The sequence below is a fragment of the Pseudomonas ovata genome, assembly GCF_003131185.1.
GTDB classification, from domain to species: Bacteria; Pseudomonadota; Gammaproteobacteria; order Pseudomonadales; family Pseudomonadaceae; genus Aquipseudomonas; species Aquipseudomonas ovata.
On the sequence record NZ_QFFU01000005.1, the window covers coordinates 290,493 to 314,064 of the forward strand.

A 23,572-nucleotide genomic window follows, 5' to 3' on the forward strand; every position below is an offset into this window, starting at 1 on the left:
ACGGCGCAGGCACGGTCACTCGCTGGCGCGAAAGGTCAGTTCACCCTTGCGCCACTTGGCGGCCTTGCCCACGGCAGCCTTGAGCACCTTGGACAGGCCGGTCTGGATCTGCTCATGGGCGGCAAACACCAGCACTACACCCTGGCCTTCCTTGAACACGATGCCGTGGCCCTCAGGCACTTCGACGAACGCGTACTCGCCCAGGCCGTAGACCGTCTTCTTGATGTCACGAAAACGCAGCTCGAATTTGCCCCCTTCACGGCTGGGCAACACGGCGGCGCGAAAATGATCACCGACCTTGAGTTCAAGGCGCGGCTTGTCATCGACCACCAGGTTGCTTTCGGTGTCGATCTCGGCCATGTAGACGCCATCGGGCGATTGCTCAGCGACATAGACAAAGCGCGATTGAAACAGCTTCACCAACTTTGCACGAAGATCACCGAGCACGAATAAAGCGTGCGTATCCAGGTTACTTACAGCCAAAGTACAAACCCCTCACCAAATGAAAATAGACCGACTGGAGCCTGTCCAACGGCCAACGATAATTATGCTCACTCCTGATGCGCGACGGCTGAAACTCCTGATTACGGCGCGAGGCCGGCGGCGATTCTACCGACTCTCTCAAACAATGACATCCCGAGCCTGCAGGCAGTTCATAGCATTTGGCTACCCGGCGTCCGTCTGCCATATTGATCGAACTCCCGCGCAGGTCTGTGCTCCGATAGTGAACAGCCATCACGTCACGCGAGGAGATCACATGGAACCGGTAAACCCAAGCCTGGAAAAGCTGTTCGAGCAATTAGGCCTTGATGCAGATGAAGCCAGCATCGAAAACTTTATAACCGCCCACAGGCTGCCCGATGACGTCAAACTGATCGACGCTGAGTTCTGGACCCCGCAACAAGCCGCCTTTCTCAAGGAAGAGTTGCGCATGGACGCCGAATGGGCGCCCATCGTCGATGAACTGAACCTGCGCCTGCACGCGCAACCGGCGACTGTGCAGCAGGGTTGATGAACACCAGCCGGCCCCTGCATCAGGGGCCGGCTGGTGTCCTGCAGTGCCAAGCCATCAATGCGGATAACCTGGCAGCGCCACATTGGGATGCACCGTCCTGCCGCCTGGTTGTGGCGCATGCACGAACAGTCCTTTGCCCAGGCTTCCCAACGTGCCGATGATCGGACTCCAGTGCGCCGAGTGATGGATATAGTGCCAGCGCAACAGGCGTTCCTGTCCGGGTGTCAGTCCCTGAGTGTCGCCACGGGCCTGACCGAGCAGGCGCTGGGCGATGTCCTGTAGCGGCGGCACCAGCGCCAACGCCTCGATATTCTCCAGCGGCTCCAGCGGCACCCCTTCGTCACAGGCCAGCGCATGCATGATGCGCAAGTGCACGCGCGCCAGGTCCCCCCACACAGGACGCCGCAAACACACCGCCGCCATCACCAGACGACTGCCAAACCCGGTGCCGCAGCCCGAACGCGACACCTGCGAACCCTCCACGCCCAGCCAGGCGCCGCAATCCAGCGGATCGATCCACTCATCGCGATCCATGGCGTGCAGCTCATCAGTGGCTTGCTGCCAGGCGGTGCAGTCTTCGAATGCCACGTCGCGACCGATCACACTGGTGCGCGGCCGGGTAATCAATACCTCTTCGAGCATGTGTGCCGGATAGCCGCCGCCAATGTCCGAATGCGCGCCCGGCAGCACGATTTCACGCGGCCAGACCGGCGCGACGCTGTTGAGCGCAAAGTTGCGCCGCGACTCGTCACGCGCCACCAGATGCAGCACGTGCTCGGCGCAATCAGGCGGCAGGTAAAGATTGACCCGACGGTTGTTGGCATCACGCACATTTCCCAGGTCGCGCCAGCCACCGATGGCCGCCACGGTGTCGAACAGGCCGACAACCTTGACCCGGACACTGCCCCGCTCCCAGGCAAAGTCCGTGCTCCAGGACAGCTCCCGGTTGGCCAGCAGCGTCTGCAGATCGCCCTTGGCCTGCTTGAGCACCTCATTGACCAGGTGCCTGGCAGACGCGGCGCCCCGGCTGAAGCCGAACACATCCAGTTCCAGTGCTTCGATGACACAGTCGGGATTGTCCAGGGCAAATGCCTTGAGGGCCGCTTCAAGCTTGACCAGGGCCCGCTCCACCTTGGCCAGCACGCCGGTATGCCCACGCCCGAAACTCAGGCCCGGCCACAATGAGTCACGGCCACCGGAGTGCGTGCCCACGCCGCTGATATACAGCGGCACACTCACCTGCCATCCGCCATTGTGCTGGCAGGCGGTTTTCTGGTCGCGGTACAACTCGAACAACCAGGCGATATTACTTAATTCATTGCTGTAACTGCTGTCGGGACGCGCATGGCGCCCGGCGCACGCGCGGCTGTGTTCAACCTTGCCCCGGGCCATGCCCGCGCGGCACGCCGCGCCGATCCGGGTGTTGACCCGGTTATTGCCGGTGCCGTCGAAAAACAGGCCGACCCGTACGGTGACCCGCCTTTGCAGGGCCTGAAGGGGCGCGATGGCCCCACTGCCATAGACTTGCTTATTCATCCTATATCCATCCTTAGATACCGCTGATGCCAAACTATTGATAAGCGTTTTTAAAGGCGCTTTATAAACAGCTTGCTCAGTTGAAGACGGCAGTCAATAGAGGATGAATATTTCGGAAATTTCCCACACAAAAAGAAACATTATATAAATCTTTGTTTAAAGCCTGGCCCTCTCTGGAACGTCCGTTAATCAATCACTTATAACCACTCACGCGAACTTTCAGGCCCTTCTTGTCGACAAGGCCTGTAGTCCACGACTTCACGACCCGCCGTGCCTTACACACGCTCGGGTCGATAGCCCAGGCGCAAACCACCCCAATGCCGCCCCTTGACCATGACCGGCACCGACAGGTCGTGCATCAACTCGCCCGTGTCGCGGGTATAGGTTTGCAGCAGCACCGATTGCTGATGACTGCCACAACGAATACCGGTGCGATCATCGAACTTGCGCTTGCTGCGGTTATGGGCGGTGTCTGCCACCGGATCGCCCGTCAGCGGCTGGTTGAACGCCGCGTTATGGGTCGGCACATACCCGTGCTGGGTGCACGCAATGGCAAAGACCAGGCCTTCATGACGCGTGAGCAGCGGCTCCTGGATCCCGGGCAGGACCTGATCGGTGTAACGATCGAAACGGGTATGAAAGCGCGGCGGCACGGTATTGGCGATCGGCTGGTAGTGGCGGTCGAACAGATCATCGAGGCTGACCCGGCCCTGCTCGATGTCAGCCTCGAAGCGCAAGCCGATCTGCCGGGCCCCTTCGCGCGCCAGGTCATAGATGCGCTGGTGGTAGTCATCCAGACCCACCTCGGCCAGGCGTTCACTGATGGTCTCGGCCTGGCCTTCCATCTGCACCGCCGCCTGGGCCAGGTGCCGGGTCTGCTGGTCGCTGACCGCCAGGTCGCCGCGCATCTGCTCGACGGCCACGAACAGGCTGGCCAGTTGCTCCTGATTGATCTGCGCGCCCTGGGCAATCTCGCTAACCTGGCGCTCGACCCCGGCCGCCAGACGGGCAATGTGTTCGAGCTGCTGGCCGGTACCTTCGACCTGACGCACGCCGCTGTCCAGATCGTCGGTCAGCAGGCGAATCTGCTCGACCACCTGGCCGGTGCGCTGCTGGATATCGCTGACCATCTGCCCGACCTCTTCGGTGGCGGTGGCGGTGCGTTTGGCCAGCCCGCGCACCTCATCGGCCACCACGGCAAATCCGCGCCCGTGCTCACCGGCACGCGCCGCTTCGATGGCGGCATTGAGCGCCAGCAGGTTGGTCTGGCTGGCAATCGACTGGATGACCTGGGCCACGCGCTGGATTTCTTCACTGCGCAAGCTCAAGGCTTCGATCACTTGGCGGCTGTCGACGGCGTTCTTGCTCAGGCGGTGCATGCGCTCGATGGACTCGACCAGCACGCTGCGTCCGGCTTCGCTGCTGTGCCGGGCCTGGCTGGCGGCCGCCAGGGCCTGCTGGCTCAATTGGGCGGTCTGCTGCTCGGTGGCGATCATCACTTCGGCGTTGCTGACCACCTGTTCGGCGGCCTTGAGCTGCGACTGGACCCTGGCCGACAACTGGCGCACGGAAAAGGCCACGCTGGCCGCTGACAAGGCGTTGTGGCTGGTGGTGAAGGACAAGTCGCGGGTCAGCCCGTTGATGTCGCCGGGTGCGGTGTCGACCGGGCCTGACGGCATCTGGCGCTTGCGCAGGTGCGGCCACCAGATCAGGGCCAGGGCCAGCGGCACGGTCAGCCACAGCGCCAAGTCGGTGAACGCCATGGCGCCCAGTAACAGAACAAATGCCAGGCTCTGGCCCAGTGGCAGGCCATACGAAAATACGGAAGGTGTCGCTGGAGCCTGCGCGCCGGCCATGGCCGGCTTCCCTGCAGACGATACGCTGTCGGTCATGATCCCTGATCCCTGCTGATATTTTTGTTATCAACGGGTATTTAACGCCAGCCAACAGCTATTTGCTATCAGCCATTGGCCGTAGGCTCGGGGCTTGGGTAATTGGGTAATCGGGATCGTGTTGTTCTTGCGGGCGGTGGTTTGTCTTTGGGAGAGGTTCCGACCCTCTTCGGGCCGGCTTACTTTGTCTTGGCAAAGCAAGCAAACCGTTTACTCCTGGTTCCGGCCCCTTCGGGGTCCCCTCCCTCCGGCATTGCTCCGGGGGTCGCCGCTTATGGGCCGTCCCTGGCCCAAGCGGCTAACGGGCCGTCCTGGCCCTTTCCCCCCTGCGCAACGCCTCTACTCGGCCTGCACAAGTCGCGTTCTGCGTCGCCTGCACCCTCGCGCATGAAAAGCAGAGCAAAAGCTGTTGCTGTTGCTGTTGATCTTCTACGCAAATATCACAGACGACACAGATCGCGACTTGGGCGCAGGCCGAGTGGAGGTGTCGCGGAATCGGGGAGCGAGGCATGGATGCCGAGCCAGCGCTGCTGGGCCAGGGACGGCCCATCGGCGCGGCGCGATGGAGTGGCGCCGGAAGGAGGGAACCCCGCAGGGGCCCAGCCAGGAGCAAACGGTTTGGTTACTTTGCCAAGACAAAGTAACCCGGCCCGAAGAGGGCCGGAACCCCTCTCACAGACCAACCCAGCCAGCCCAGACAACCCAGCCGCCAGCTACGGCTACGGCTGCGGCTGCGGCTGCGGCTGCGGCTGTAATCAGACCTGACGCTGGTGCCGGTCGATCTGCTCGTGGCGTTCCTGGGCTTCGATGCAGTAACGGGTAGTGGGGCTAATCAGCAGGCGCTTGAGGCCGATCGGCTCGCCGCTGTCATCGCACCAGCCAAACGTGTCTTCAGTGATGCGCGTCAGGGCCATTTCCAGTTGCGGCAGCATGCGCTGGTCGCGCTCGATGGAGTTCACCAGCCAGTGGCGCTCCTCCTCGACAGATGCGGCATCGGCTGGGTCGGCCGGGGTGTCCAGGCTCTCGATGGCAATACGGCTCTTCTCGATACGCTCGTGGATCTCGACCTTCATGGACTGCAACAGCTTGACGAAGAAAGCTTGCTGCTCGGCGTTCATGTAGTCATCGGCCGGCATGGCCAGCAACTGTTCCTTTGTCATTGAGTTCTCTAATAAAAAACGTGCATTTAGCCGGTCAGGAGAGTGTCGCGGGCAGGCTTTGTCAGCCTCAGGGCTGCAGGGCGCTGCGGCGCACTCCGTTCACGAGGGGCGGCAGTCTAAGGCCGCCTTGCAGACTCGGCAACCCACTGGGGCGCCTAATGTCGAACAATTGCGGGAAAACCCCCAAAAACCGAGGGTCTTTCCCCATCAGAACGCAGGCCTCTGACCGGATCGATGCGATCCGGTTCCCGGTCCTGTTCTATAAATGAAAGCGTCCCAGCATCTCCTGCAAGGCGCTGACCGTGCCACGCAAGGCATTGACCGAACGACCGGTCTCAGTGGACGCCTCCGAAGTACGCACCGACAGGTCGCGAATATTGACCAGGTTACGGTCGATTTCCCGCGCCACCTGGGCCTGCTCTTCGGCAGCGCTGGCGATCACCAGGTTGCGCTCGTGAATAGACACGATGGACTGGTTGATCTCTTCCAGCGCCTGCCCGGTGGCCTGTGCGCTTTGCAGGGTGTCGTCGACCTGGCGGGTACCGCCCTGCATGGCCTGCACGGCCAGTTGGGTGCCATTCTGGATGGTGGAAACCATCTGCTCGATTTCCAGCGTCGAGGTCTGGGTGCGTCCGGCCAGCGCCCGCACTTCATCGGCGACCACCGCAAAACCGCGTCCGGCGTCGCCGGCCCGGGCCGCTTCAATGGCGGCGTTGAGCGCCAGCAGGTTGGTCTGTTCGGCAATGGCGCGGATCACATCCAGCACCTTGCCGATCTTCTGCGATTCTTCGGCCAGCTCTCCGATATTGGTCGAGGCCTGCTGCATGCCCTGCCCCAGGGTACGGATGGTCGCCAGGGTGTGCTGCACCTGCCGGTTGCCACGTTCGGCAATGCGCTGGGAGTCATCGGACACCTGCGAGGTGGACACCGCATTGCTGGCCACCTCCTCCACCGCCGCGGTCATCTCGTTGACCGCCGTGGCGGCCTGTTCGATCTCGTCATGCTGCTGGGCCGTCTCTTTCAGGCTGCGCTGGGTAATCTGGCCAACGTCGTTGCTCGACTGGCCCAGTTGCACGGCGGTCTGGTTGATCAGGCCCAAGGCTTCGCGCAGGTTGTCCTGCATGCGCGCCAGGGCCTCGATCAGTTGCGCCGGCTCATCGGTGCCCTGTGCCTGCAAGCGGTGAGTCAGGTCACCATCCGCCACCGCACGCGCAAGCTCGATGGCTTCGCGCAGCGGCCTGACGATGCTGCGGATCAGGCCCCAGGCCAATACGCAGGTCAGCACAAGGGCCAGGACCAGCACCAGGATCGACCACAGCCGCGTGCTGTCATAACGCTCGGTAGCCTGGGCCGTGGACGCTGCGCTTTGCTCGATATTGATGCGCAGCAGTTCGGAAAACAGCTCGCCGGTCTTGTTCGACGCGTCCTGGATGCCACCATTGAGCAAGCCGCGCATCTCGTCGAGGCGGTTCTGGTTGGACAGGTTGCGGTACTCGTCCAGCAGGCGCCGGTAAGTGGCCAGGGTCGTCAGCATCTCGTTGAAGGCCGACTGGGCCTGGGGCGTGACCACCTTCTGGTAACTCTGCATCGAGGTGTCCAGTTGCCCTATCAGTACCTCCAGCCGTGCCAGGGTCGGGGTCAGCACCGCCGGCTCGCGGTTGAGCATCATGCGCAGGGTGATGACCCGGATGCCCAACTGGTTATCGCGAATCTGTGCCAGGGAACGGCTGCCGGCCAGCGTAACCTCTTCGGTCTGCACCAGCGCACCGCGAATGTTCGAGGCGTTGTACATGCCAAACAGGCCGAGAAACACGACCAGGGCGGCGATAAGCCCGAAACTCAGGCACGCCCGGGTGGCGATGTTCATGTGATTGAGGCGCATGGCAGATCCTTGTGAAGCACAGAGGGAGGATGCTTCTGTATCGGGAGCTGCCGTTCAGGCTTTAACAGCCAGCGGCCTTATAGTTGCGTTTGTGGGCGAATATCGCCCCGTTTGCAAGGGTCCGCAGGCGCGGCCGGGGCGATGCGCCTTGGCCGCGAAAAGGTCATGAACAGGCAGGCCTCTTCGCGGCTGAAGCCGCTCAACACGTTTCAGCGCTTGGCCTTGCGCTTGTTGCGGTACTGGTCGACCACCACGGCCACGACAATGATCACCCCCTTGATGATGTCCTGGATGTACGCATCGACCCCGACAAAGGTAAAGCCGCTGGCCATTACGCCCAGGATCAGGGCGCCGATCACCGTGCCGGTGATGCGTCCCACGCCACCGGCCAGGCTGGTGCCGCCGATCACGGCCGCCGCAATGGCGTCCAGTTCATACGACATGCCCATGCCGGCCTGCCCGGTGGCGGCACGCGCCGAGGCCACGACACCGGCCAGGCCTGCCAGCAGACCGGCGAGACTGTAGACGATGACCAGGTGCCGCTTGACGTTGATGCCCGAGGTGCGCGCCGCCTGCATGTTACCGCCGATGGCGTAGGTGTACTTGCCGTACTTGGTGTAGCGCAGGGCGATATGGAAGATCACCGCCACCACCAGGAAGATGATCACCGGCATGGCACCCTGGCCAATGGCCGTGTAGGAATCCGACAGCATGCTGACCGGCTGGCCTTCGGTGTAATAGCGGGCCAGGCCACGGGCCGAGACCATCATCCCCAGGGTCACGATAAAAGGCGGGATCCCGGTGATCGCAATCAGGCTGCCGTTGATCGCGCCCGCCAGCAGGCCGACCCCGAGCCCCGCCGCCACCGGTATCCACACCGGCAGGTCGGTCAGCGATGGAAACACCGCCCGGGAAAAATCAGAGGTCTGCGCCAGGCTGGCCGCCACCATCGCCGACAGCGCCAGCACCGAGCCTGAGGACAGGTCGATACCGGTGGTGATGATCACCTGCGTCACCGCAATGGCCAGAAGACCAATGATCGACACTTGCAGGATCATCAGCACCAGGCGCTGGGAGTTGAGCAGAAAGCTCTGGTCGCGCACGATCCAGCCGAACACCTCGAACACCAGGCCGATGCCGATCAGCACCAGAAAGATACTGAGTTCCGTGGGGATCCGGCGCTTGGCCTTGGCCGGCGCCAGGGCTGGTTTGTTTTGTGAAATCGCGTTGCTCATCTGCTGTTCCTCTTGTTCTTGTAAGGCCTGTTCCTGTACGGACCAGCGCCTGGATGACTCAATGAACCGAATGGCCCGACGCCAGGTGCATGACTTTTTCCTGGGTGGCCTCGCTGCGTGCCAGCGTGCCCATCAGTTCGCCTTCATGCATGACCATGACCCGGTCGCTCATGCCCAGCACTTCAGGCAGTTCGGAAGAAATCATGATTACCGCCATGCCTTCGCCGGCCAGCAACGAGATCAGGCGATAGATCTCGGCCTTGGCGCCCACGTCAATGCCGCGGGTCGGCTCGTCGAGAATCAGAATGCGCGGGTTGGTCATCAGCCAGCGGGCCAGCAAGGCTTTCTGCTGGTTGCCGCCTGAAAGCGTGTCGATGCACTGCTCCAGCGACGGGGTCTTGACCCGCAGCTTCTTGCACATGTCTTCGCACAATGTCCGCAAGGCCTTCTGCTGGATGAAACCGCCGCCGGCGTAGTTGGACAGCACCACCATTTCCATGTTTTCCATCACCGACAGGCACGGAAACAGGCCGGTGAGCTTGCGGTCTTCGGTCAGCAGGGCAAAGCCCTTGCTGATCGCCAGCTGAGGGTCGCTGATGCGCACCGGCTGGCCGTCCAGGAAAATTTCGCCACTGCTGCTTGGGCTGATGCCGAACAGGGTTTCAGCGATGTTGGTACGGCCCGAGCCCATCAGGCCCGCGATGCCGAGAATCTCGCCGGCATGCAGCTCGAACGACACGTCCTTGAAAATGCCGTCCAGGGTCAGGTTGCGCACCGACAGCATTACCTCGCCGATGGGCTTTTCGCGCTCGGGAAACAACTGGGTCAGTTCGCGGCCGACCATCATCGAAATCAGGCTGTCGCCGTCCATCTGCTCGGCCCGCTGCAGGCCGACGTAGGTGCCGTCGCGAAAGATCGCGACTTCATCGGCGATCTGGAACACCTCGCTCATCTTGTGGGTGATATAGATGATGCCTTTGCCCTGGGCCTTGAGGTCGGCAATGATCGAGAACAGGTGCTCGACCTCGCTCTCGGTGATGGCCGAAGTCGGCTCGTCCATGATCAACACGTCCGAGTCGTACGACACGGCCTTGGCAATCTCGACCATCTGCCGCTCGGCGATGCTCAGATTGCCCACCAGCTCTTCGGGGTCCAGACGGATGCGCAGGCGCTCAAGCAATTCGGCGGTGCAGCGGTGCATCTTGCCGTGGTCGACCATGTGCAGCCCGTTGAGCTGCTCGCGGCCGATCCAGATGTTCTCGGCGATGCTCATGAACGGCATCAGGTTGAGTTCCTGGTGAATCATGGCGATGCCCGATTGCAACGCGGCCAGGGGGGTGGCGAATACGACAGGCCGGCCGTGCAGACGGATCTCGCCCTCGTCGGGCTGGTAGATGCCGGCAATGATCTTCATCAGGGTCGACTTGCCGGCGCCGTTCTCGCCCATCAGGGCCAGCACGCTGCCGGGACGGACCCGCAGCTGCACATCATCGAGTGCCACGACACCCGGGAAGCGCTTGCTGATATGGGCGATTTCCAGCAGGTATTCGCTCGAATCGGCGCTGAAGGCCGGCTGGCTGTCGCGCAAAGCATGACGGGCAGCGGTAGCGGAATCAGACATGATGACAAGCTCCTCATGCAACAGTCTGCGGGGGGATTAAAGGCCAGAATCCCCCCGGCCTGTACGTTGTCGTTTTGGGTTTTATTTGAACGTATCGACGTTTTCGGCGGTGATCAGACGATACGGGATCACCATCATCTGCGTATCGATTTTCTCTTTCTTGACCATCTTCACGGCGGTCTCGATCGAGCCGTTGGCCTGACCCTTGGCGTCCTGGAACACCGACACGGTGAGCATCCCGGTCTTCACGGCGCGCAGACCGTCCTGGGCACCATCGACACCTGCAATCACTACATCACCAGGCTTTTTGCCGGCCTGCTTGAGGGCCATGGCCGCACCGATGGCCATCTCGTCGTTATTGGAGACCACGGCATTGAATTCGCGGCCCTGGGTCAGCCAGTCGTTGGTGATGTCCATGCCGCGCTGGCGCTGCCAGATACCGGTCTGCTCCTGGTCAATCTTGATGTCCGGGTACTTGGCCAGGATCTCCTTGACCCCGTCGGTGCGGTTGCGGGTGGCGTTGTTGGCCAGGTCGCCCAGCAAGACCACGATCTTGCCCTTGCCGCCGAGCTTGTCGGCCACGTACTGCATCTGCAGGCGGCCGGCCTCTTTCTCGTCAGAGATGACGGTGGCTACGCCTTCGGGCAGCTTCGGATCGTCGGGGCTGCGGTTGACGTACACCAGGGGAATGCCGGCGGCGAGCGCGGCCTTGGTGATGGCGGCCGTGGCGGCGGTGTCCACCGGGTTGACGATCAAGGCGTCGACCTTCTTGCCGATCAGGTCATGCACCTGGTCGAGCTGCTTGTTGACGTCGGTGCGCGCATCGACAAACTGCAGCTTGACCCCGTCGGGCATGCTCTTGGCCTTGGCTGCCATGTCCTCGCGCAGGTAGGTCAGCCAGATGTCATCGAACTGCGGCATGAGCACGCCGATATTGATGTCGGCCAGCGCCGTGCCGCTGCCGAGCATCAGGGTCAGGGCCAGGGAGGTGAACGTGGTCTTGATCTTCATGAAGGTCTGTCTCCGGATTCTTGTTGTTGTGTGCAGCGGGCACGCCAAAGGCATGGCGAGGCCGCCGGGCATGGGCAGGAACAATCAGCGTGGGATACGAATGCCGGCGGCGCCCGGCATGCTGAACAGCAGCCAGTTCTTGTGCTCGACGCACATGCCGCGACCGATCAGGGTCAGCAGGCGATCGGCAAGGGTGCTGCACAGTGACAAGGCAGCGGCGGTGACGCGAGTGGCCCGGGAGCCAGGCATGGAGGCTTTCATTGACGGTACCTATCTGAGTTTTGTTTTTGTTGGCTTTACCCTGGCGCTGTAGGAACAAACCTACAGCGAAGGTGATTCGATAGTCGGCAACCTGAAAACGACTTTATTGGAAATTTTTTTCCAATTCAACACATTTTAGAATTTTATTCCGTTTAATTTTCTGTTTCTTGACCGACGCAAAAAGGCCCGCTTCTCCCGGGGAGAAACGGGCCTTGCCTATGATTGAACGACCCATGAACGTCGCGATTCAGTCCGCCGCTCAGAGCGTCACGACACACCCCTTGCTGGCACTCTGCCGCGCCGCATCCAGCACCCTGGTGGTGTTCAAGGCCTCAAGCGGATCGACCGGATTGGCCGCACCGGTGTCGATCGCCATTTGCAACTGCTGGTAATAACGCAGCCAGCAGCCACGCTCCGAAGGCACCCGTTCGCGGTGCTCGCCATGCTCGAACCAGCCCCAGCGCCGGTGCTCTTCAACCCCCCAGTTGTCACCGATACTGAGCGGTGTGTGACCAGCCAGCGCCTGTTCTTCCTGAACGTCCAGCCCATCGACCGTGTAACAGCCGTTGCTACCACTGACCCGGAACCTGGGCCTTGGGCAGTTCTGCAGGCAACTGCCGGACAGGTGCGACACCACCCCGCTGGCATGGGTCAGGGCGACAAAGAAGCTGTGATCGACTTCGTGGTGCGGCGTGGCGTATTGCAGCTCGGCATACACCTGCTGTACCGGCCCGAACAGCAGCTGCGCCTGGTCCACCAGATGGCTGCCAAGGTCGCGCAGCACCCCACCGCCGCTCAGCTTGCCCACCGAGGTCGGCGAATAGCGCTCCACACTGGACTCGAAACGCGCGACCCGGCCCAGGGCGCCGCTGTCGATCAGCTTGCGCACCGTCAGAAAATCCGAGTCCCAGCGCCGGTTCTGGTAGACGCTGAGCAACACACCACGCTGCCGGGCGGCTTCGATCAGCTCGCGGGCCTGATCTTGATCCTGAGCGAAGGGCTTGTCGCTGACCACTGAAACGCCCAGCTCGATGGCTTCCAGAATCTGCCCATGCCGGGCCGCCAGCGGTGTGGAAATCGCCACGACATCGACCCCGGCAGCCACCAGTTCGCTCAGGCTGGCAAAAGCCTGCACCTGCGAGTAGTCACGGGCCAGTGCCTGGCGACGTTCCGGTGAACGGGTCACCACCCCGACAAAGGTCGCGTCGGCCAGACTGGCAATCAACGGCGCATGAAAGAAACGCCCTCCTTTTCCATAACCCACCAATCCGATGCGCATGGTGTTCTCCTTTGAGTCGATGGCACGGGTCCATGATGGGTTATCTGAGCAGTTCGCGGCTCACCCGTTCCAGCATGAAGCGGCTGGACTCGTCGGCGCGCTCTTCCCAGGCGAACACCGCCACGGTGGCGATACCATCGAACTTGATGTCGCGCAGGGTCGAGAAGAACACCTCCCAGTTGACGTCACCCTGGCCGATGTCCAGATGCTGGTGCACGGTGGCGGTCACGCCTGGCGGGTTGACGATGTAGCGCAGGTTCGACGAGGCACGGTGATTGAAGGTGTCGGCGATGATCAGATGGGTCAGCTTGTCGCCGGCGTACTTGAGCATCGAGGCAATATCGCCCACGCCGTCGTCATAAAAGAAGGTGTGCGGTGCCGCGTACAGGTAATTGAGCCAATCACAGTCCAGGCCGCGAATGATGTCCACCGACTCGTTGTTGCGCTCGCAGAAATCATACGGGTGGGCCTGGATGTCGAGCTTGATGCCTTCGCGCTCGAAGTGCGGAATCAGCTCGTCCATCGACTTCATGAACTGGTTTTCACACACCAGGGCGTTGTCCGACTGGCCGCTGAATTCGGTGTTGATCAGGTCGCAGTCCATCTCCACAGCGACCTGGATGGCACGTTTCCAGTTGCGCACGGCAGCGATGCGCAGGTCTTCGTCGGGCGCGGCCCAGTGGTACAGCGGCAGCAACGACGACAGCTTGACCCCGGCATCGCTCAGGGCCTTGCGAAACTCCTTGATGCGCGCCCGGTCGACGCGCGGGTATTTATAGAACGGCATGAAATCTTCGCGCGGCGAAAGCTCGATGTACTCGTAGCCCAGCTCGGCGGTCTTGTCGACCATCTTGCCCAGGGGCAGATGGCGGTACATGTAGGGGTCAAGCGCAATTCGCATGGTGGTTTCCTTTTATAGTTGTCAGCCACGCAGGTCACAGTCGCGCCCTTGAGGCGCGACCTTCAGGCAAGCCGGTTGTCAATCGTAGAAAGCCGGGCGTGCGCCCAGGGCGACCTTCTCGATGGCGCCGCTCTGCTGCGCCGCCACACACACATCAGCCGTCACCGCAGCCGCATAGCCGTCCCAGGCCGACGGACCGCCGACCTTGCCGGCCGCGACGCCGTCGATAAAGGCTTGCAGCTCGACATCGTAGGCACCAATGAAGCGGTCCTTCCAGTCGGTAAGGATGGCATTGGACAGTTTGGCTTCGCTGCGCAGCTGCACCTGCGAAGGCTCCGGCAGGCGGGCAATGCCGCTCTCGCCCACCACTTCGCACTGGATGTCGTAGCCGTACTGGCAATTGACGAAGATCTCGACGTCGATACGCGTGCCACGGGCGGTCTCGAACAGGACGATCTGCGGGTCCTTGAGGTGAGCAAAGGCCTTGCCGGTCTTGCGCGGGAACACCACCTGCACCGACACGTAATCGTCATTGAGCAGCCAGCGCAGCACGTCGATCTCATGGATCAGTGTGTCGGTGATGGCCATGTCGGTCTTGTAGTTCTCGCCCACGGTCGGGTTGCGGTGGGCACAGTGCAGCATCAGCGGCTCGCCGATGGTGCCGGCGTCGATCACCGATTTGAGCGCACGGTAGCCTTCGTCATAGGAGCGCATGAAGCCCACCTGCACCAGGCGCCGGCCAAAAGCGATCTCGGCATCGACGATGCGCCGGCACCCCTCGGCCGTCACCGCCAGGGGTTTTTCGCAGAACACCGGCTTGCCGGCAGCAATCGCGGCCAGTACATATTCTTCGTGGGTCGGGCCCCAGGAGGTGACCAGGATCGCCTCCACCTCCGGTGCCTGGATCAGTGCGTGGCCGTCGGGATACACCTCGGCGGTCAGGCCAAGGTCACTGACCACCTGCGCGGCCTGTTGCAGGTTGATATCGGTGACAGCCACCACCGTACTGCCCAGCAGGGTCTTGCTGCAGCGACGGATATGATCGCGGCCGATTGCACCGGTACCGATAACACCTAATTTCAACGCCATTTCAATGCTCCTTGAATGTTGGGAATTGCCGTTTGCATGCCTTTGAAACCAAAGGCTCGGCCAGACGATGATTCGCTGTGGCCGGGCATAAAGGCGCGCCATGATTTCGTGGCGCGCCATTCGCGGCCCAAGCCGCTCCTACGGGTTCTGAGCGTGCGGCCTCAGTACTGGCGGGCCTTGGCCAGTTGTTTAGTGAGCTGTTCATGCACCTGCGCGGTGGTGCCGACGGTGGACACTTCGGCCACCCCGACGCGCCACCACGACAGGTACTTGTGGATCATGGTCTTGGGCAATACCTTGATGTCGATCAGGGTCGCCACGCTTTGCCGGCGTGCATCGGCCAGCGCCTCGTGCAGTTGCTCGAGGGTGCTGACCTTGTAGGTCTTGCAGCCGTAGGCCGCCGCGCTCATGGCGAAATCCACCGGCACGAAGCCGCCGTCCAGACGCCCGGTTTCCGGGTTGCGATAACGGAACTCGGTGCCGAAGCTGTTCATCCCGTGTTCCATCTGCAGGTTGTTGATGCAGCCGAAGGTCATGTTGTCGAGCAGGATGATGTTGATCTTGCGCCGCTCCTGAATGGCCGTGACCAGTTCGGAGTGCAGCATCAGGTACGAACCGTCACCGACCAGCGCATAGACCTCACGCTCCGGTGCCGCCAGCTTGACCCCCAGCGCGGCATTGACCTCGTAGCCCATGCACGAATAGCCATACTCGACGTGGTAGGTGTCCACCCCGGTGCTGCGCCAGGCCCGCTGCAGGTCACCGGGCAGGCTGCCGGCGGCGGCGACAATCACCGCGTCCGTCGGCAGGCTTTCGTTGAGTACGCCCAGCACACGGCTCTGGGTCAGGCACGAACCGGTCAGCTCGATAAATTCGCGCAACACCGCAGGGTCGAGGTGGTCATTGATTTCCGGCACAAAGTCAGCGCCCTGGTAGTCGACGGCATAGACCCGGTCGACCTCGGCATCCAGCTCGGCGCGGGCCCGGGCCGGGTGTTCGCCCCAGGCGCTGGACCAGTCGCTGCCCTCAACAGCGGACAACAACGCCTCCAGCGCTTCCCTGGCATCGGCCAGGACCTGCACGCCGTCGAGTTTCTGCACATCGAAGGCACCGACGTTGAGGTTGAGAAACTGCACGTCAGGGTACTGGAACAGCCATTTCGAGGAGGTGGTGAAATCGCTGTAGCGGGTGCCGACGCCAATGATCAGGTCGGCTTCCTTGGCCAGCTGGTTGGCCGCCAGGGTGCCGGTTTCACCCAGCCCGCCCATGTTCAGTGGATGCGCCGAAACCACCGCGCTCTTGCCGGCCTGGGTCTCGGCAAACGGAATGCCGAAGCGCTCGGCCAGGGCCAGCAGGGCCTGGGCGGCGCCGGAGTAGCGCACCCCGCCACCACAGACCAGCAGCGGCTTGCGCTTGGCCTTGAACAGGGTCACGGCGTCGTCAAGCATGGCGCGGGTCGGCGGACGCCGGTCAATACGGTGCACACGGCGTTGCAGGAAGCTGTCGGGGTAATCGTAGGCTTCGGCCTGTACGTCCTGCGGCAGCGCCAGGGTCACAGCGCCGGTTTCGGCCGGGTCGGTCAGCACGCGCATGGCGCTCAGCGCGGCGCTCATCAGTTGTTCGGGACGGTTGATGCGGTCCCAGTATTTGCTCACGGCCTTGAACGCGTCATTGGTGCTGATGCTCAAGTCGTGGAACTGCTCGATCTGTTGCAACACCGGGTCCGGCTGACGGCTGGCGTAGACATCGCCGGGCAACAGCAGCAACGGAATGCGGTTGGCCGAGGCGGTGGCCGCGGCGGTCAGCATGTTGGCCGCGCCCGGGCCGACCGAGGACGAGCAGGCGTAGATCTTGCGCCGCAGGTGCTGCTTGGCAAAGCCGATGGCGGCGTGGCACATGCCCTGCTCGTTGCGGCCCTGGTGCACCACCAGGTCGCCGCTGTCCTGCTCCAGCGCCTGGCCGATGCCCAGCACGTTACCGTGGCCGAAAATGGTGAAGATGCCTTCGACGAACTTGGTCTGTACGCCGTCGACTTCAACGTACTGGTTGTCCAGGAACCTGACCAGGGCCTGGGCCATGGTCAATCGTGTAGTAGTCATGCTCGCCCCTTGTGGTGGTGAGAAAACGGCCCGGTCGCCGGCCGGCTAGCCGAACGATTTCTGCAGATGGTCCATGCTGCTGACCAGCGCCTGCTGAATGTCGTCCAGGGCGTGTACGCTCTCGGCGAAGGGTTCGAACGACAGGTAGCCGGTGTAGCCGCTGGCCAGCAGGCGCTCGATCTGTGGCGCATTGCCGAGAATGTCACCCTCGCCCACCAGCACCCGGTGACCGTCGCGAATGGTGTTGAGCGGCGCCTCGGCGTCCTCGACCCCGGAAATGTGCACCAGCCCGGTCAGCTCGGGAAACATTTCCACTTCACCGGCCAGGTGATGGTGGAAGGTGTCGTGCACCAGGCGGAACACGTCCAGCCCGCCGACGGCCTTGATGGCCTCGACCGCCTGGCGCTTGAGACGCAGCGAGCACTCTTCGAAGCCCAGCGGCTCGACGAAACCCAGCAGGCCGTGCTCGCGCAGGATCGGGCCCAGGTGGGTCAGTGCGGTGCGCAGGCCGGCGGCGCGCTGCGCGGCATTGCGGGTGTCGCCGCGATCATTCAACGGGCACATCACCAGGCCTTCGGCGCCGCAGTCACGGGCATAACGGGCCAGGCGGGTGGCCTGCTCACGGCGTTCCTCGTTCCAGACATCAAAGGGATACAGGGCGTTGATCGACAGAACGCGAATGCCTTTGGCCTCGCACAGTTCACGCACCGTCTGCGGCGCGGTGCCATCCTCGATTTCAATGCCCTTGAGGTCGTTGCGAATCTCGATGGCATCGGCCCCCAGCTTGACCGCCAGTTCGATGAACTCAGGCAGCGGCAGGCGCGGGGCAACCATACGGTTAAGGGCAAAACGCAGGGGTTGACTCATTATTGTTCTCCGCAACGCATTGAATGATTGAATGATTGAATGTGGCTGTATGGGGGTGCATGAGCCACCACCGTTCGGGCACAACCTATAACGTGCAGACACACCGCAGGAGCGACCAACGGTCGCGAATGCTGTATCTCAGGCAATCAACAGCCTGCCTGTTCCGCCCTTTCGCGACCGTTGGTCGCTCCTACACATGGTTTTTTTGCACAAAAGGGTTATTTGGCCGTAGGCATACTGAATTCAGCGCCCTTGGCGATGCTGTCCGGCCAGCGCTGCATGACGCTCTTGTAGCGGCTGTAGAAGCGCAGGCCTTCTTCGCCATAGGCGTGGTGATCACCGAACAGTGAGCGCTTCCAGCCGCCGAACGAGTGCCAGGCCATCGGCACCGGGATCGGCACGTTGATGCCGACCATGCCGACCTTGATCGAGCGGGCAAAGGCGCGGGCCACGCCCCCGTCGCTGGTGAAGCACGACACGCCGTTACCGAACTCATGGGCATTGATCAGCGCCACGGCACTGGCAAAGTCCGGTACATGCACCAGGCCCAGCACCGGGCCGAAGATTTCTTCCTTGTAGATCTGCATGTCGGTGGTGACATGATCGAACAGCGTGGCGCCCACGAAGAAGCCGTTCTCGGCGCCGGGCACCTTGAAGTGACGGCCATCGACAATCAGTTTTGCCCCTTCCTTGACGCCCTGGTCGATATAGCCTTCGACCTTGGCCTTGTGCACGGCCGTGACCAGCGGGCCCATGTCGCTGTCGGGCTGCATGCCGTTGCCGACCTTGAGCTGGTCGATGCGCGGCAGCAGCTTGTCGATCAGTTTCTGCCCGGTGTCACCGACCACCACGGCAATCGAGATGGCCATGCAGCGCTCGCCGGCCGAGCCGTAGGCGGCGCCGATCAAGGCATCGGCGGCCTGGTCGAGGTCGGCATCGGGCATCACGATCATGTGGTTCTTGGCGCCACCCAGGGCCTGCACGCGCTTGCCGCGGGCGGTGCCTTCGCGGTGGATGTACTCGGCGATCGGCGTGGAGCCGACGAACGATACCGCTTCGATGTCCGGGTGCTGCAACAGGGTGTCGACCGCCAGCTTGTCGCCCTGCACCACGTTGAACACACCATCGGGCAGACCGGCTTGCTTGAGCAGGCGCGCCATCAGCAGGCTGGCCGACGGATCGCGCTCGGACGGCTTGAGGATGAAGCAGTTACCGGTGACCAGGGCCATCGGGATCATCCACAAAGGCACCATGACCGGGAAGTTGAACGGGGTGATGCCGGCGCACACGCCCAGGGGCTGGCGCAGGTTCCAGTTGTCGATGCCGCCACCGATGTTGTCGGAAAACTCGCTCTTGAGCAGGTTCGGCGCGCCGCAGGCGAATTCGACGATCTCGATGCCGCGCACCACCTCGCCCTTGGCGTCGGAAAACACCTTGCCGTGTTCGCGGCAGATGATTTCGGCCAGTTCGTCATGGTGACGGTCCAGCAGTTCCTTGAACTTGAACATCACTCGCGCCCGGCGCAACGACGACTGCTCGGACCAGGCCGGGAACGCCGCGCGGGCAGCGGCAACGGCCTGCTCGACGGTGTGGGCGCTGGCCAGTGCCACACGCGCCTGGACATCGCCAGTGGCGGGGTTGAAGACATCGCTGTAGCGCTCGGCGGCGTCGTTCAGCTCGCCGTTGATGTAATGGCCGATGACCGGTGAATCACTCATGACACTGACTCCGTATTCTTGTTGGACGATTGTGGGTGGTCTGCAACACCCTGCGGGCTGGCGATACGGTTCACAGGTCCATCAACCAGCTGTGTTGCGGGTCGTTGTGAAATTGCCAGGCGCGCTTGGGGCCGGCCATCACGTTGAGGTAGTACGATTCGTAGCCATAAGGCACGCTGACCGGGTGATAGCCCCTGGGCACGGTCACCAGGTCGTTGTTTTCCACGGCCATGGCCTGGTCGATGCTGCGGTCGTCGGTGTAGACGCGCTGGAACACGAAGCCCTGCGGCGGGTTGACCTGGTGGTAGTAGGTCTCCTCCAGAAAGCTCTCATGCGGCAGGTTGTCCTGGTCATGCTTGTGCGGCGGATAGCTGGACGAATGCCCGGACGGCGTGCGCACCTCGACCACCAGCAGCGAGTGGGCCACCTCGGTGTCCGGCAGGATGTCGCACACATAACGGGTGTTGGCGCCCTTGCCGCGTACACTGCGCTTCATGCTTTCGGGCCGGATCAAGCGTGCCGGCAAACCCTGGGCACGGTCGCCAGGGGCCGCGCACACGGCCACATGGGCAGGCCCGCGAGCCGTGAACAGCGCCTGGCTGTCGGCCGGCAGGTAGACGGCAAAGGGTGACTGCTCTTCGAATACCGACTGGCGACCACCGATGTTGTCCCAATCAAAGGCCCCCTGTCCTGGTGCCTCGCCGCTGACACTGACGTGCCCGGCCAGCAGCACCACACACAACTCCTTGTCGCCAGCGGCCAGCGGCAGTTGCTCGCCCCCCTCCAGGCGGTAGGCGGCAAAGCCCACGTAGTCCAGAACGCCCTCTTGCAGCGCGACAATGTCGCGGCCCTGGGGGTTGCTCTTGGTCAACAGATTCATGGTCCAGCCCTCCTTTCTCAGGCAACGCTATGGTTGTTATCGAACGTCGGCCAGCAATTGGCGCAATGTGTCGTAGCCCTTCTTGGCGTACGCATAGCTGGGCGCAACGGCCGGGTCCTGCTCGGCCTCGACCACCAGCCAGCCGTGGTAACCGGCCTGGCGCAAGACGTTCAGCAGGGCCGCAAAGTCGATGTCGCCGTCGCCCGGCACGGTGAAGGTGCCGTTGATGATGCAGTCCGGGAAGCTCCACAGGTTATTGCGCGCCAGTTGCACCACGGCCTTGCGCACATCCTTGAAGTGCACATGGCAGACCCGCCCGATGTGCTTGCTCAGCACCGCCAGTGGGTCGCCACCGCCCATGTAGCAGTGGCCTGAATCGAACAGCAGCCCGACTTCATTGCCGGTCAGGGCCATCAGTTGATCGATGTCGGCCGGCGACTCGACGTAGGCGCCCATGTGGTGGTGATAGGCCAGGCGCACGCCGCGTGACAGGGTGAAACGCGCAAGCTCGGTGAGTTTGTCGGCGTACTCGCGCCAGGCCGCCTCGGTATGAAAGCGCGGACGTTCGACCAGCGGGATGCGCAGGCCCTGGATAGAATCGGCGACCTCACCGTAGACCATCACCGTGGCGCCGTTCTGCGCCAGGATGTCCAGGTGCGGACCGATGGCTTCGATTTCCTCGGCCACCGAGCGCCGTGCCAGCTGGCTGGAGTACCAGCCCGAGACCAGCGCCAGGCCATAGGGGCGCAAGACATCGCCTACGCCCTTGGCGTCTCTGGGAAACTTGCCGTTGAGTTCAAAGCCTTCGTAGCCGATCTGCTGGCCCTCGCTTAACGCCGTGGCCAGCGGCGTCTCGCCGCCCAGCGCCGGCAGATCGTCGTTGCTCCAGGAAATCGGGTTGATGCCAATGCGAATAGAGGTGTCGGAAACAGACATGGCTGTACCTTTTTGTTGTTATCGCTGAATCATTCGTTAAGGGTGTGCTTCAGGCGCGGCTGGTGCGCCAGGACTCGATCAGGCCGCTGAAGATGTCCTGCACCCGGGCAATCAGGCCTTCATCGTCGATCTCGCCGTTGAGCCAGGCGCGGCTGGGCTCGCGAAAGATCGTGCGACCCACGGCAAAGCCGCGGCAGGTCTGGCTGTCACGTGCCTGGGCAAAGCCTTCGGCCAACGCCTGCACCGGTGCATTCAGGCCCAGCAGCACCACGCCACGGCAGTACGGGTCGCGTTCCTGGATCAGCTCATCGAGCTGGCGCCAGACGTCGGCGTCCTGCGCCTCGATCTTCCACCAGGCCGGGTAGATGCCCAGGTTGTAGAGGCGCTTCAAGGCGCGGTACATGACATCGGGATGGGTGGACGGATGATCCTTGGGCGGGATGATTTCCAGCAGCAGTTCATGGCCGCTGGCTTTGGACGCCTCGTACAAGCCCTTGATCTGCGCTTCCTGCTCCAGGCGCAGCAGCGGCTCGTCATCGGGGTGGTATTGCACCAGGCACTTGATGATTTGCTCGGCCGGCCAGTTGATCAGGTTGCTGCCGATCGAACGGCCATGCTCGAAGGCCAGCGGCCGCGAGCCCTGCACTTCCACGGGACGGGCCACCCACCAGCCACGCCCGGTGGCGGCATTGAGCGCGTCCTGGCCGAAACGCTGGTCGGCCAGCAGCCCGACATCAGCCTCGATGCCACGCCGGGCCAGGTCGGCTTCGACCCGGGCCACGGCCTGAATGAACAGTTGCTTGAGGTAAGGAATGCTGCTCAGTTCGCGGCCGGCCTGTTGCGCCAGCTCGACCAGTTGCCCGCGGTGGTCGAAGGCAAAGATGAACAGTTGCTTCCATTGCTTGCGCGGCACGCTGACCTGATGCAGACGTTGCAAGGCCACGTCCTGGTCGGGCCGGGTGATCGGTACCGGGCTGTTGAACAGGTAATCGAGTTCGGCCGGGGTCGGCATCGCCGGGGCGCAGGCATGGCGCGACACCACCAGGCCGCCGCAGGCATTGGCCAACTGGCAGCAGCGTTCATCATCGGCGTCCTTGAGCCAGCCACTGAGAAAGCCGGACATGAAGGCATCGCCGGCGCCCAGTACATTGAGCACCTCGACCCGCACACCTGGATAGATCGCGCCATCTTCCAGGCGCGCCGGAATGGCGCCGTGAATGACCGTGCAGCCTTGCGGACCAAGCTTGACCACCAGGGTCGCGGCGCTCAGTTCGCGCACCTTGCGCAAGGCCGTGAGCAAGTCGGTGCTGCCACCGGCAATCAGAAATTCTTCTTCGGTGCCGACGATCAGGTCGAAGCGCGGCAGGATGCGCTGTACATGCTGGCTGACCTTCTGGTCGGCCACAAAGCGCGTCTCGCCATCAGCCTTGCCGGCCAGGCCCCACAGCACCGGACGGTAATCGATGTCCAGCACCCGCCGTACGTTGTGCTTTTCGGCATAGTCGAGCGCCTGGCTGCTGGCGCGGAACACCTGCTCGGTGGAGAAGTGCGTGCCGGTGATCAGCAGCGCCTTGCTGGAGGCGACCAGTTGCTCGTCGATGTCTTCGGCACGCAGCGCCATGTCGGCACAGTTCTCGCGGTAGAACACCAGCGGAAAGGTCTCGCGGTCTTTCAGGCCCAGCAGCACCATGGCGGTGAGGCGTTCGGGGTCGCAGCGGATACCGCTGACATCGCAGCCTTCGCGAGCCAGCGACTCGACCAGAAAGCGGCCCATGTGATCGTCGCCCACCCGGCTGAGCATGGCTGACTTCAGGCCCAGCCGGGCTGTGCCGAAGGCGATGTTGGCGGACGAGCCGCCCAGGTATTTGGCAAAACTGGACACGTCTTCAAGGCGTGCGCCGACCTGCTGCGCATAGAGATCGACGCCCAGGCGTCCGAGGCATATCAGATCCAACTGACGCCCAGTGGCAAAGCGAGTCTGGCCCATGGTGGCTCCTGTTATTTTTATCAGCCTGCATCACGCACAACTGCCGCGCGAAATGTTCTTGGTGTGGGCAGACTAGAACGTCTCGCCCCACCAATCAATATTTATTCTATAATTTTTTCTATTGGAAAATTTATTCCACAACCAGCCAGGCGCCCCGTTACCCGTCGAGGTAGGTTAAAGTGGCCAGGGGCTTTGCCTGCCCA

The 23,572-nt window shown here is 62.5% G+C and carries 19 protein-coding genes and 1 pseudogene; 1 reads left to right on the plus strand and 19 read right to left on the minus strand.

Going from position 1 to position 23,572, the window contains the following annotated elements; genetic code table 11:
- Positions 1-15: 15 nt before the first annotated feature.
- Complete coding sequence (locus tag DGA31_RS09975; RefSeq protein WP_109512413.1) at positions 16-483, minus strand: hypothetical protein; 468 nt, start codon at positions 481-483, stop codon at positions 16-18.
- 274 nt (positions 484-757) lie between these two features.
- Here DGA31_RS09975 and DGA31_RS09980 point away from each other — a divergent pair, with 274 nt between their 5' ends.
- The gene (locus DGA31_RS09980) at positions 758-1,012 is read left to right on the plus strand and encodes a DUF2789 domain-containing protein (RefSeq protein WP_056840130.1); all 255 of its coding nucleotides are present in this window, start codon (positions 758-760) and stop codon (positions 1,010-1,012) included.
- Between the two features lie 57 nt (positions 1,013-1,069).
- On the opposite strand, the gene DGA31_RS09985 is transcribed toward DGA31_RS09980, so the two are convergent.
- From DGA31_RS09985 to DGA31_RS10060, 18 genes and pseudogenes are all read right to left on the minus strand, one after another.
- Positions 1,070-2,551, minus strand: a complete 1,482-nt coding sequence (locus DGA31_RS09985; RefSeq protein WP_109512414.1) for a T6SS phospholipase effector Tle1-like catalytic domain-containing protein — start codon at positions 2,549-2,551, stop codon at positions 1,070-1,072.
- A gap of 275 nt (positions 2,552-2,826) precedes the next feature.
- Entirely contained in the window at positions 2,827-4,443 is a 1,617-nt protein-coding gene (locus DGA31_RS09990) for a methyl-accepting chemotaxis protein (RefSeq protein WP_109512415.1), read from the minus strand.
- Between the two features lie 755 nt (positions 4,444-5,198).
- Positions 5,199-5,603 (minus strand): TraR/DksA family transcriptional regulator, encoded by a 405-nt coding sequence (locus tag DGA31_RS09995; protein ID WP_056840196.1) that lies wholly within the window; start codon positions 5,601-5,603, stop codon positions 5,199-5,201.
- 259 nt (positions 5,604-5,862) lie between these two features.
- Positions 5,863-6,726, minus strand: a complete 864-nt coding sequence (locus tag DGA31_RS30680; protein WP_421957959.1) for a methyl-accepting chemotaxis protein — start codon at positions 6,724-6,726, stop codon at positions 5,863-5,865.
- A pseudogene (locus tag DGA31_RS30685) lies at positions 6,718-7,485 on the minus strand (MCP four helix bundle domain-containing protein); the annotation flags it as partial. The gene DGA31_RS30680 and the pseudogene DGA31_RS30685, both read right to left, overlap by 9 nt.
- Positions 7,486-7,694: 209 nt before the next feature.
- Complete coding sequence (locus DGA31_RS10005) at positions 7,695-8,720, minus strand: ABC transporter permease (RefSeq protein WP_109512416.1); 1,026 nt, start codon at positions 8,718-8,720, stop codon at positions 7,695-7,697.
- Positions 8,721-8,778: 58 nt separating this feature from the next.
- Positions 8,779-10,341: a sugar ABC transporter ATP-binding protein gene (locus tag DGA31_RS10010; RefSeq protein WP_109512417.1), complete on the minus strand. Its 1,563-nt coding sequence runs from the start codon at positions 10,339-10,341 to the stop codon at positions 8,779-8,781.
- A gap of 81 nt (positions 10,342-10,422) precedes the next feature.
- Positions 10,423-11,352 (minus strand): substrate-binding domain-containing protein, encoded by a 930-nt coding sequence (locus tag DGA31_RS10015; RefSeq protein ID WP_056840200.1) that lies wholly within the window; start codon positions 11,350-11,352, stop codon positions 10,423-10,425.
- Between the two features lie 84 nt (positions 11,353-11,436).
- The gene (locus DGA31_RS29970) at positions 11,437-11,601 is read right to left on the minus strand and encodes a hypothetical protein (protein ID WP_153811670.1); all 165 of its coding nucleotides are present in this window, start codon (positions 11,599-11,601) and stop codon (positions 11,437-11,439) included.
- Between the two features lie 271 nt (positions 11,602-11,872).
- Positions 11,873-12,892, minus strand: a complete 1,020-nt coding sequence (locus DGA31_RS10020; RefSeq protein ID WP_109512418.1) for a Gfo/Idh/MocA family protein — start codon at positions 12,890-12,892, stop codon at positions 11,873-11,875.
- A 40-nt stretch (positions 12,893-12,932) separates the two neighbouring features.
- Positions 12,933-13,793 (minus strand): sugar phosphate isomerase/epimerase family protein, encoded by an 861-nt coding sequence (locus DGA31_RS10025; RefSeq protein ID WP_056840202.1) that lies wholly within the window; start codon positions 13,791-13,793, stop codon positions 12,933-12,935.
- A 78-nt stretch (positions 13,794-13,871) separates the two neighbouring features.
- Positions 13,872-14,882 (minus strand): bifunctional inositol 2-dehydrogenase/D-chiro-inositol 1-dehydrogenase, encoded by a 1,011-nt coding sequence (iolG, locus tag DGA31_RS10030; RefSeq protein ID WP_056840203.1) that lies wholly within the window; start codon positions 14,880-14,882, stop codon positions 13,872-13,874.
- 161 nt (positions 14,883-15,043) lie between these two features.
- Positions 15,044-16,981 (minus strand): 3D-(3,5/4)-trihydroxycyclohexane-1,2-dione acylhydrolase (decyclizing), encoded by a 1,938-nt coding sequence (iolD, locus tag DGA31_RS10035; RefSeq protein ID WP_109512419.1) that lies wholly within the window; start codon positions 16,979-16,981, stop codon positions 15,044-15,046.
- Positions 16,982-17,026: 45 nt separating this feature from the next.
- Positions 17,027-17,848 (minus strand): TIM barrel protein, encoded by an 822-nt coding sequence (locus DGA31_RS10040; protein ID WP_056840205.1) that lies wholly within the window; start codon positions 17,846-17,848, stop codon positions 17,027-17,029.
- A 218-nt stretch (positions 17,849-18,066) separates the two neighbouring features.
- A complete protein-coding gene (locus tag DGA31_RS10045) occupies positions 18,067-19,566 on the minus strand; it encodes a CoA-acylating methylmalonate-semialdehyde dehydrogenase (RefSeq protein ID WP_109512420.1) in 1,500 nt (499 codons plus the stop codon).
- A gap of 70 nt (positions 19,567-19,636) precedes the next feature.
- On the minus strand, positions 19,637-20,446 hold the full coding sequence (iolB, locus tag DGA31_RS10050) for a 5-deoxy-glucuronate isomerase (protein ID WP_109512421.1): 810 nt from the start codon (positions 20,444-20,446) through the stop codon (positions 19,637-19,639).
- Between the two features lie 36 nt (positions 20,447-20,482).
- Positions 20,483-21,382 (minus strand): myo-inosose-2 dehydratase, encoded by a 900-nt coding sequence (gene iolE / locus DGA31_RS10055; protein WP_056840208.1) that lies wholly within the window; start codon positions 21,380-21,382, stop codon positions 20,483-20,485.
- A gap of 49 nt (positions 21,383-21,431) precedes the next feature.
- Complete coding sequence (locus tag DGA31_RS10060; RefSeq protein WP_109512422.1) at positions 21,432-23,369, minus strand: bifunctional 5-dehydro-2-deoxygluconokinase/5-dehydro-2-deoxyphosphogluconate aldolase; 1,938 nt, start codon at positions 23,367-23,369, stop codon at positions 21,432-21,434.
- Between the last annotated feature and the right edge of the window lie 203 nt (positions 23,370-23,572).

Coding starts and splice junctions, on each gene's coding strand:
- DGA31_RS10010 (WP_109512417.1), bottom strand. CDS start 10,341: ATGTCTGATTCCGCTACCGCTGCCCGTCATGCTTTGCGCGACAGCCAG.
- DGA31_RS10060 (WP_109512422.1), bottom strand. CDS start 23,369: ATGGGCCAGACTCGCTTTGCCACTGGGCGTCAGTTGGATCTGATATGC.
- DGA31_RS10040 (WP_056840205.1), bottom strand. CDS start 17,848: ATGAGTCAACCCCTGCGTTTTGCCCTTAACCGTATGGTTGCCCCGCGC.
- DGA31_RS30680 (WP_421957959.1), bottom strand. CDS start 6,726: ATGCAGGACAACCTGCGCGAAGCCTTGGGCCTGATCAACCAGACCGCC.
- iolB (WP_109512421.1), bottom strand. CDS start 20,446: ATGAATCTGTTGACCAAGAGCAACCCCCAGGGCCGCGACATTGTCGCG.
- DGA31_RS10005 (WP_109512416.1), bottom strand. CDS start 8,720: ATGAGCAACGCGATTTCACAAAACAAACCAGCCCTGGCGCCGGCCAAG.
- DGA31_RS09995 (WP_056840196.1), bottom strand. CDS start 5,603: ATGACAAAGGAACAGTTGCTGGCCATGCCGGCCGATGACTACATGAAC.
- DGA31_RS09985 (WP_109512414.1), bottom strand. CDS start 2,551: ATGAATAAGCAAGTCTATGGCAGTGGGGCCATCGCGCCCCTTCAGGCC.
- DGA31_RS29970 (WP_153811670.1), bottom strand. CDS start 11,601: ATGCCTGGCTCCCGGGCCACTCGCGTCACCGCCGCTGCCTTGTCACTG.
- iolE (WP_056840208.1), bottom strand. CDS start 21,382: ATGTCTGTTTCCGACACCTCTATTCGCATTGGCATCAACCCGATTTCC.
- DGA31_RS10025 (WP_056840202.1), bottom strand. CDS start 13,793: ATGCGAATTGCGCTTGACCCCTACATGTACCGCCATCTGCCCCTGGGC.
- DGA31_RS09990 (WP_109512415.1), bottom strand. CDS start 4,443: ATGACCGACAGCGTATCGTCTGCAGGGAAGCCGGCCATGGCCGGCGCG.
- DGA31_RS10020 (WP_109512418.1), bottom strand. CDS start 12,892: ATGCGCATCGGATTGGTGGGTTATGGAAAAGGAGGGCGTTTCTTTCAT.
- iolD (WP_109512419.1), bottom strand. CDS start 16,981: ATGACTACTACACGATTGACCATGGCCCAGGCCCTGGTCAGGTTCCTG.
- iolG (WP_056840203.1), bottom strand. CDS start 14,882: ATGGCGTTGAAATTAGGTGTTATCGGTACCGGTGCAATCGGCCGCGAT.
- DGA31_RS09980 (WP_056840130.1), top strand. CDS start 758: ATGGAACCGGTAAACCCAAGCCTGGAAAAGCTGTTCGAGCAATTAGGC.
- DGA31_RS10015 (WP_056840200.1), bottom strand. CDS start 11,352: ATGAAGATCAAGACCACGTTCACCTCCCTGGCCCTGACCCTGATGCTC.
- DGA31_RS10045 (WP_109512420.1), bottom strand. CDS start 19,566: ATGAGTGATTCACCGGTCATCGGCCATTACATCAACGGCGAGCTGAAC.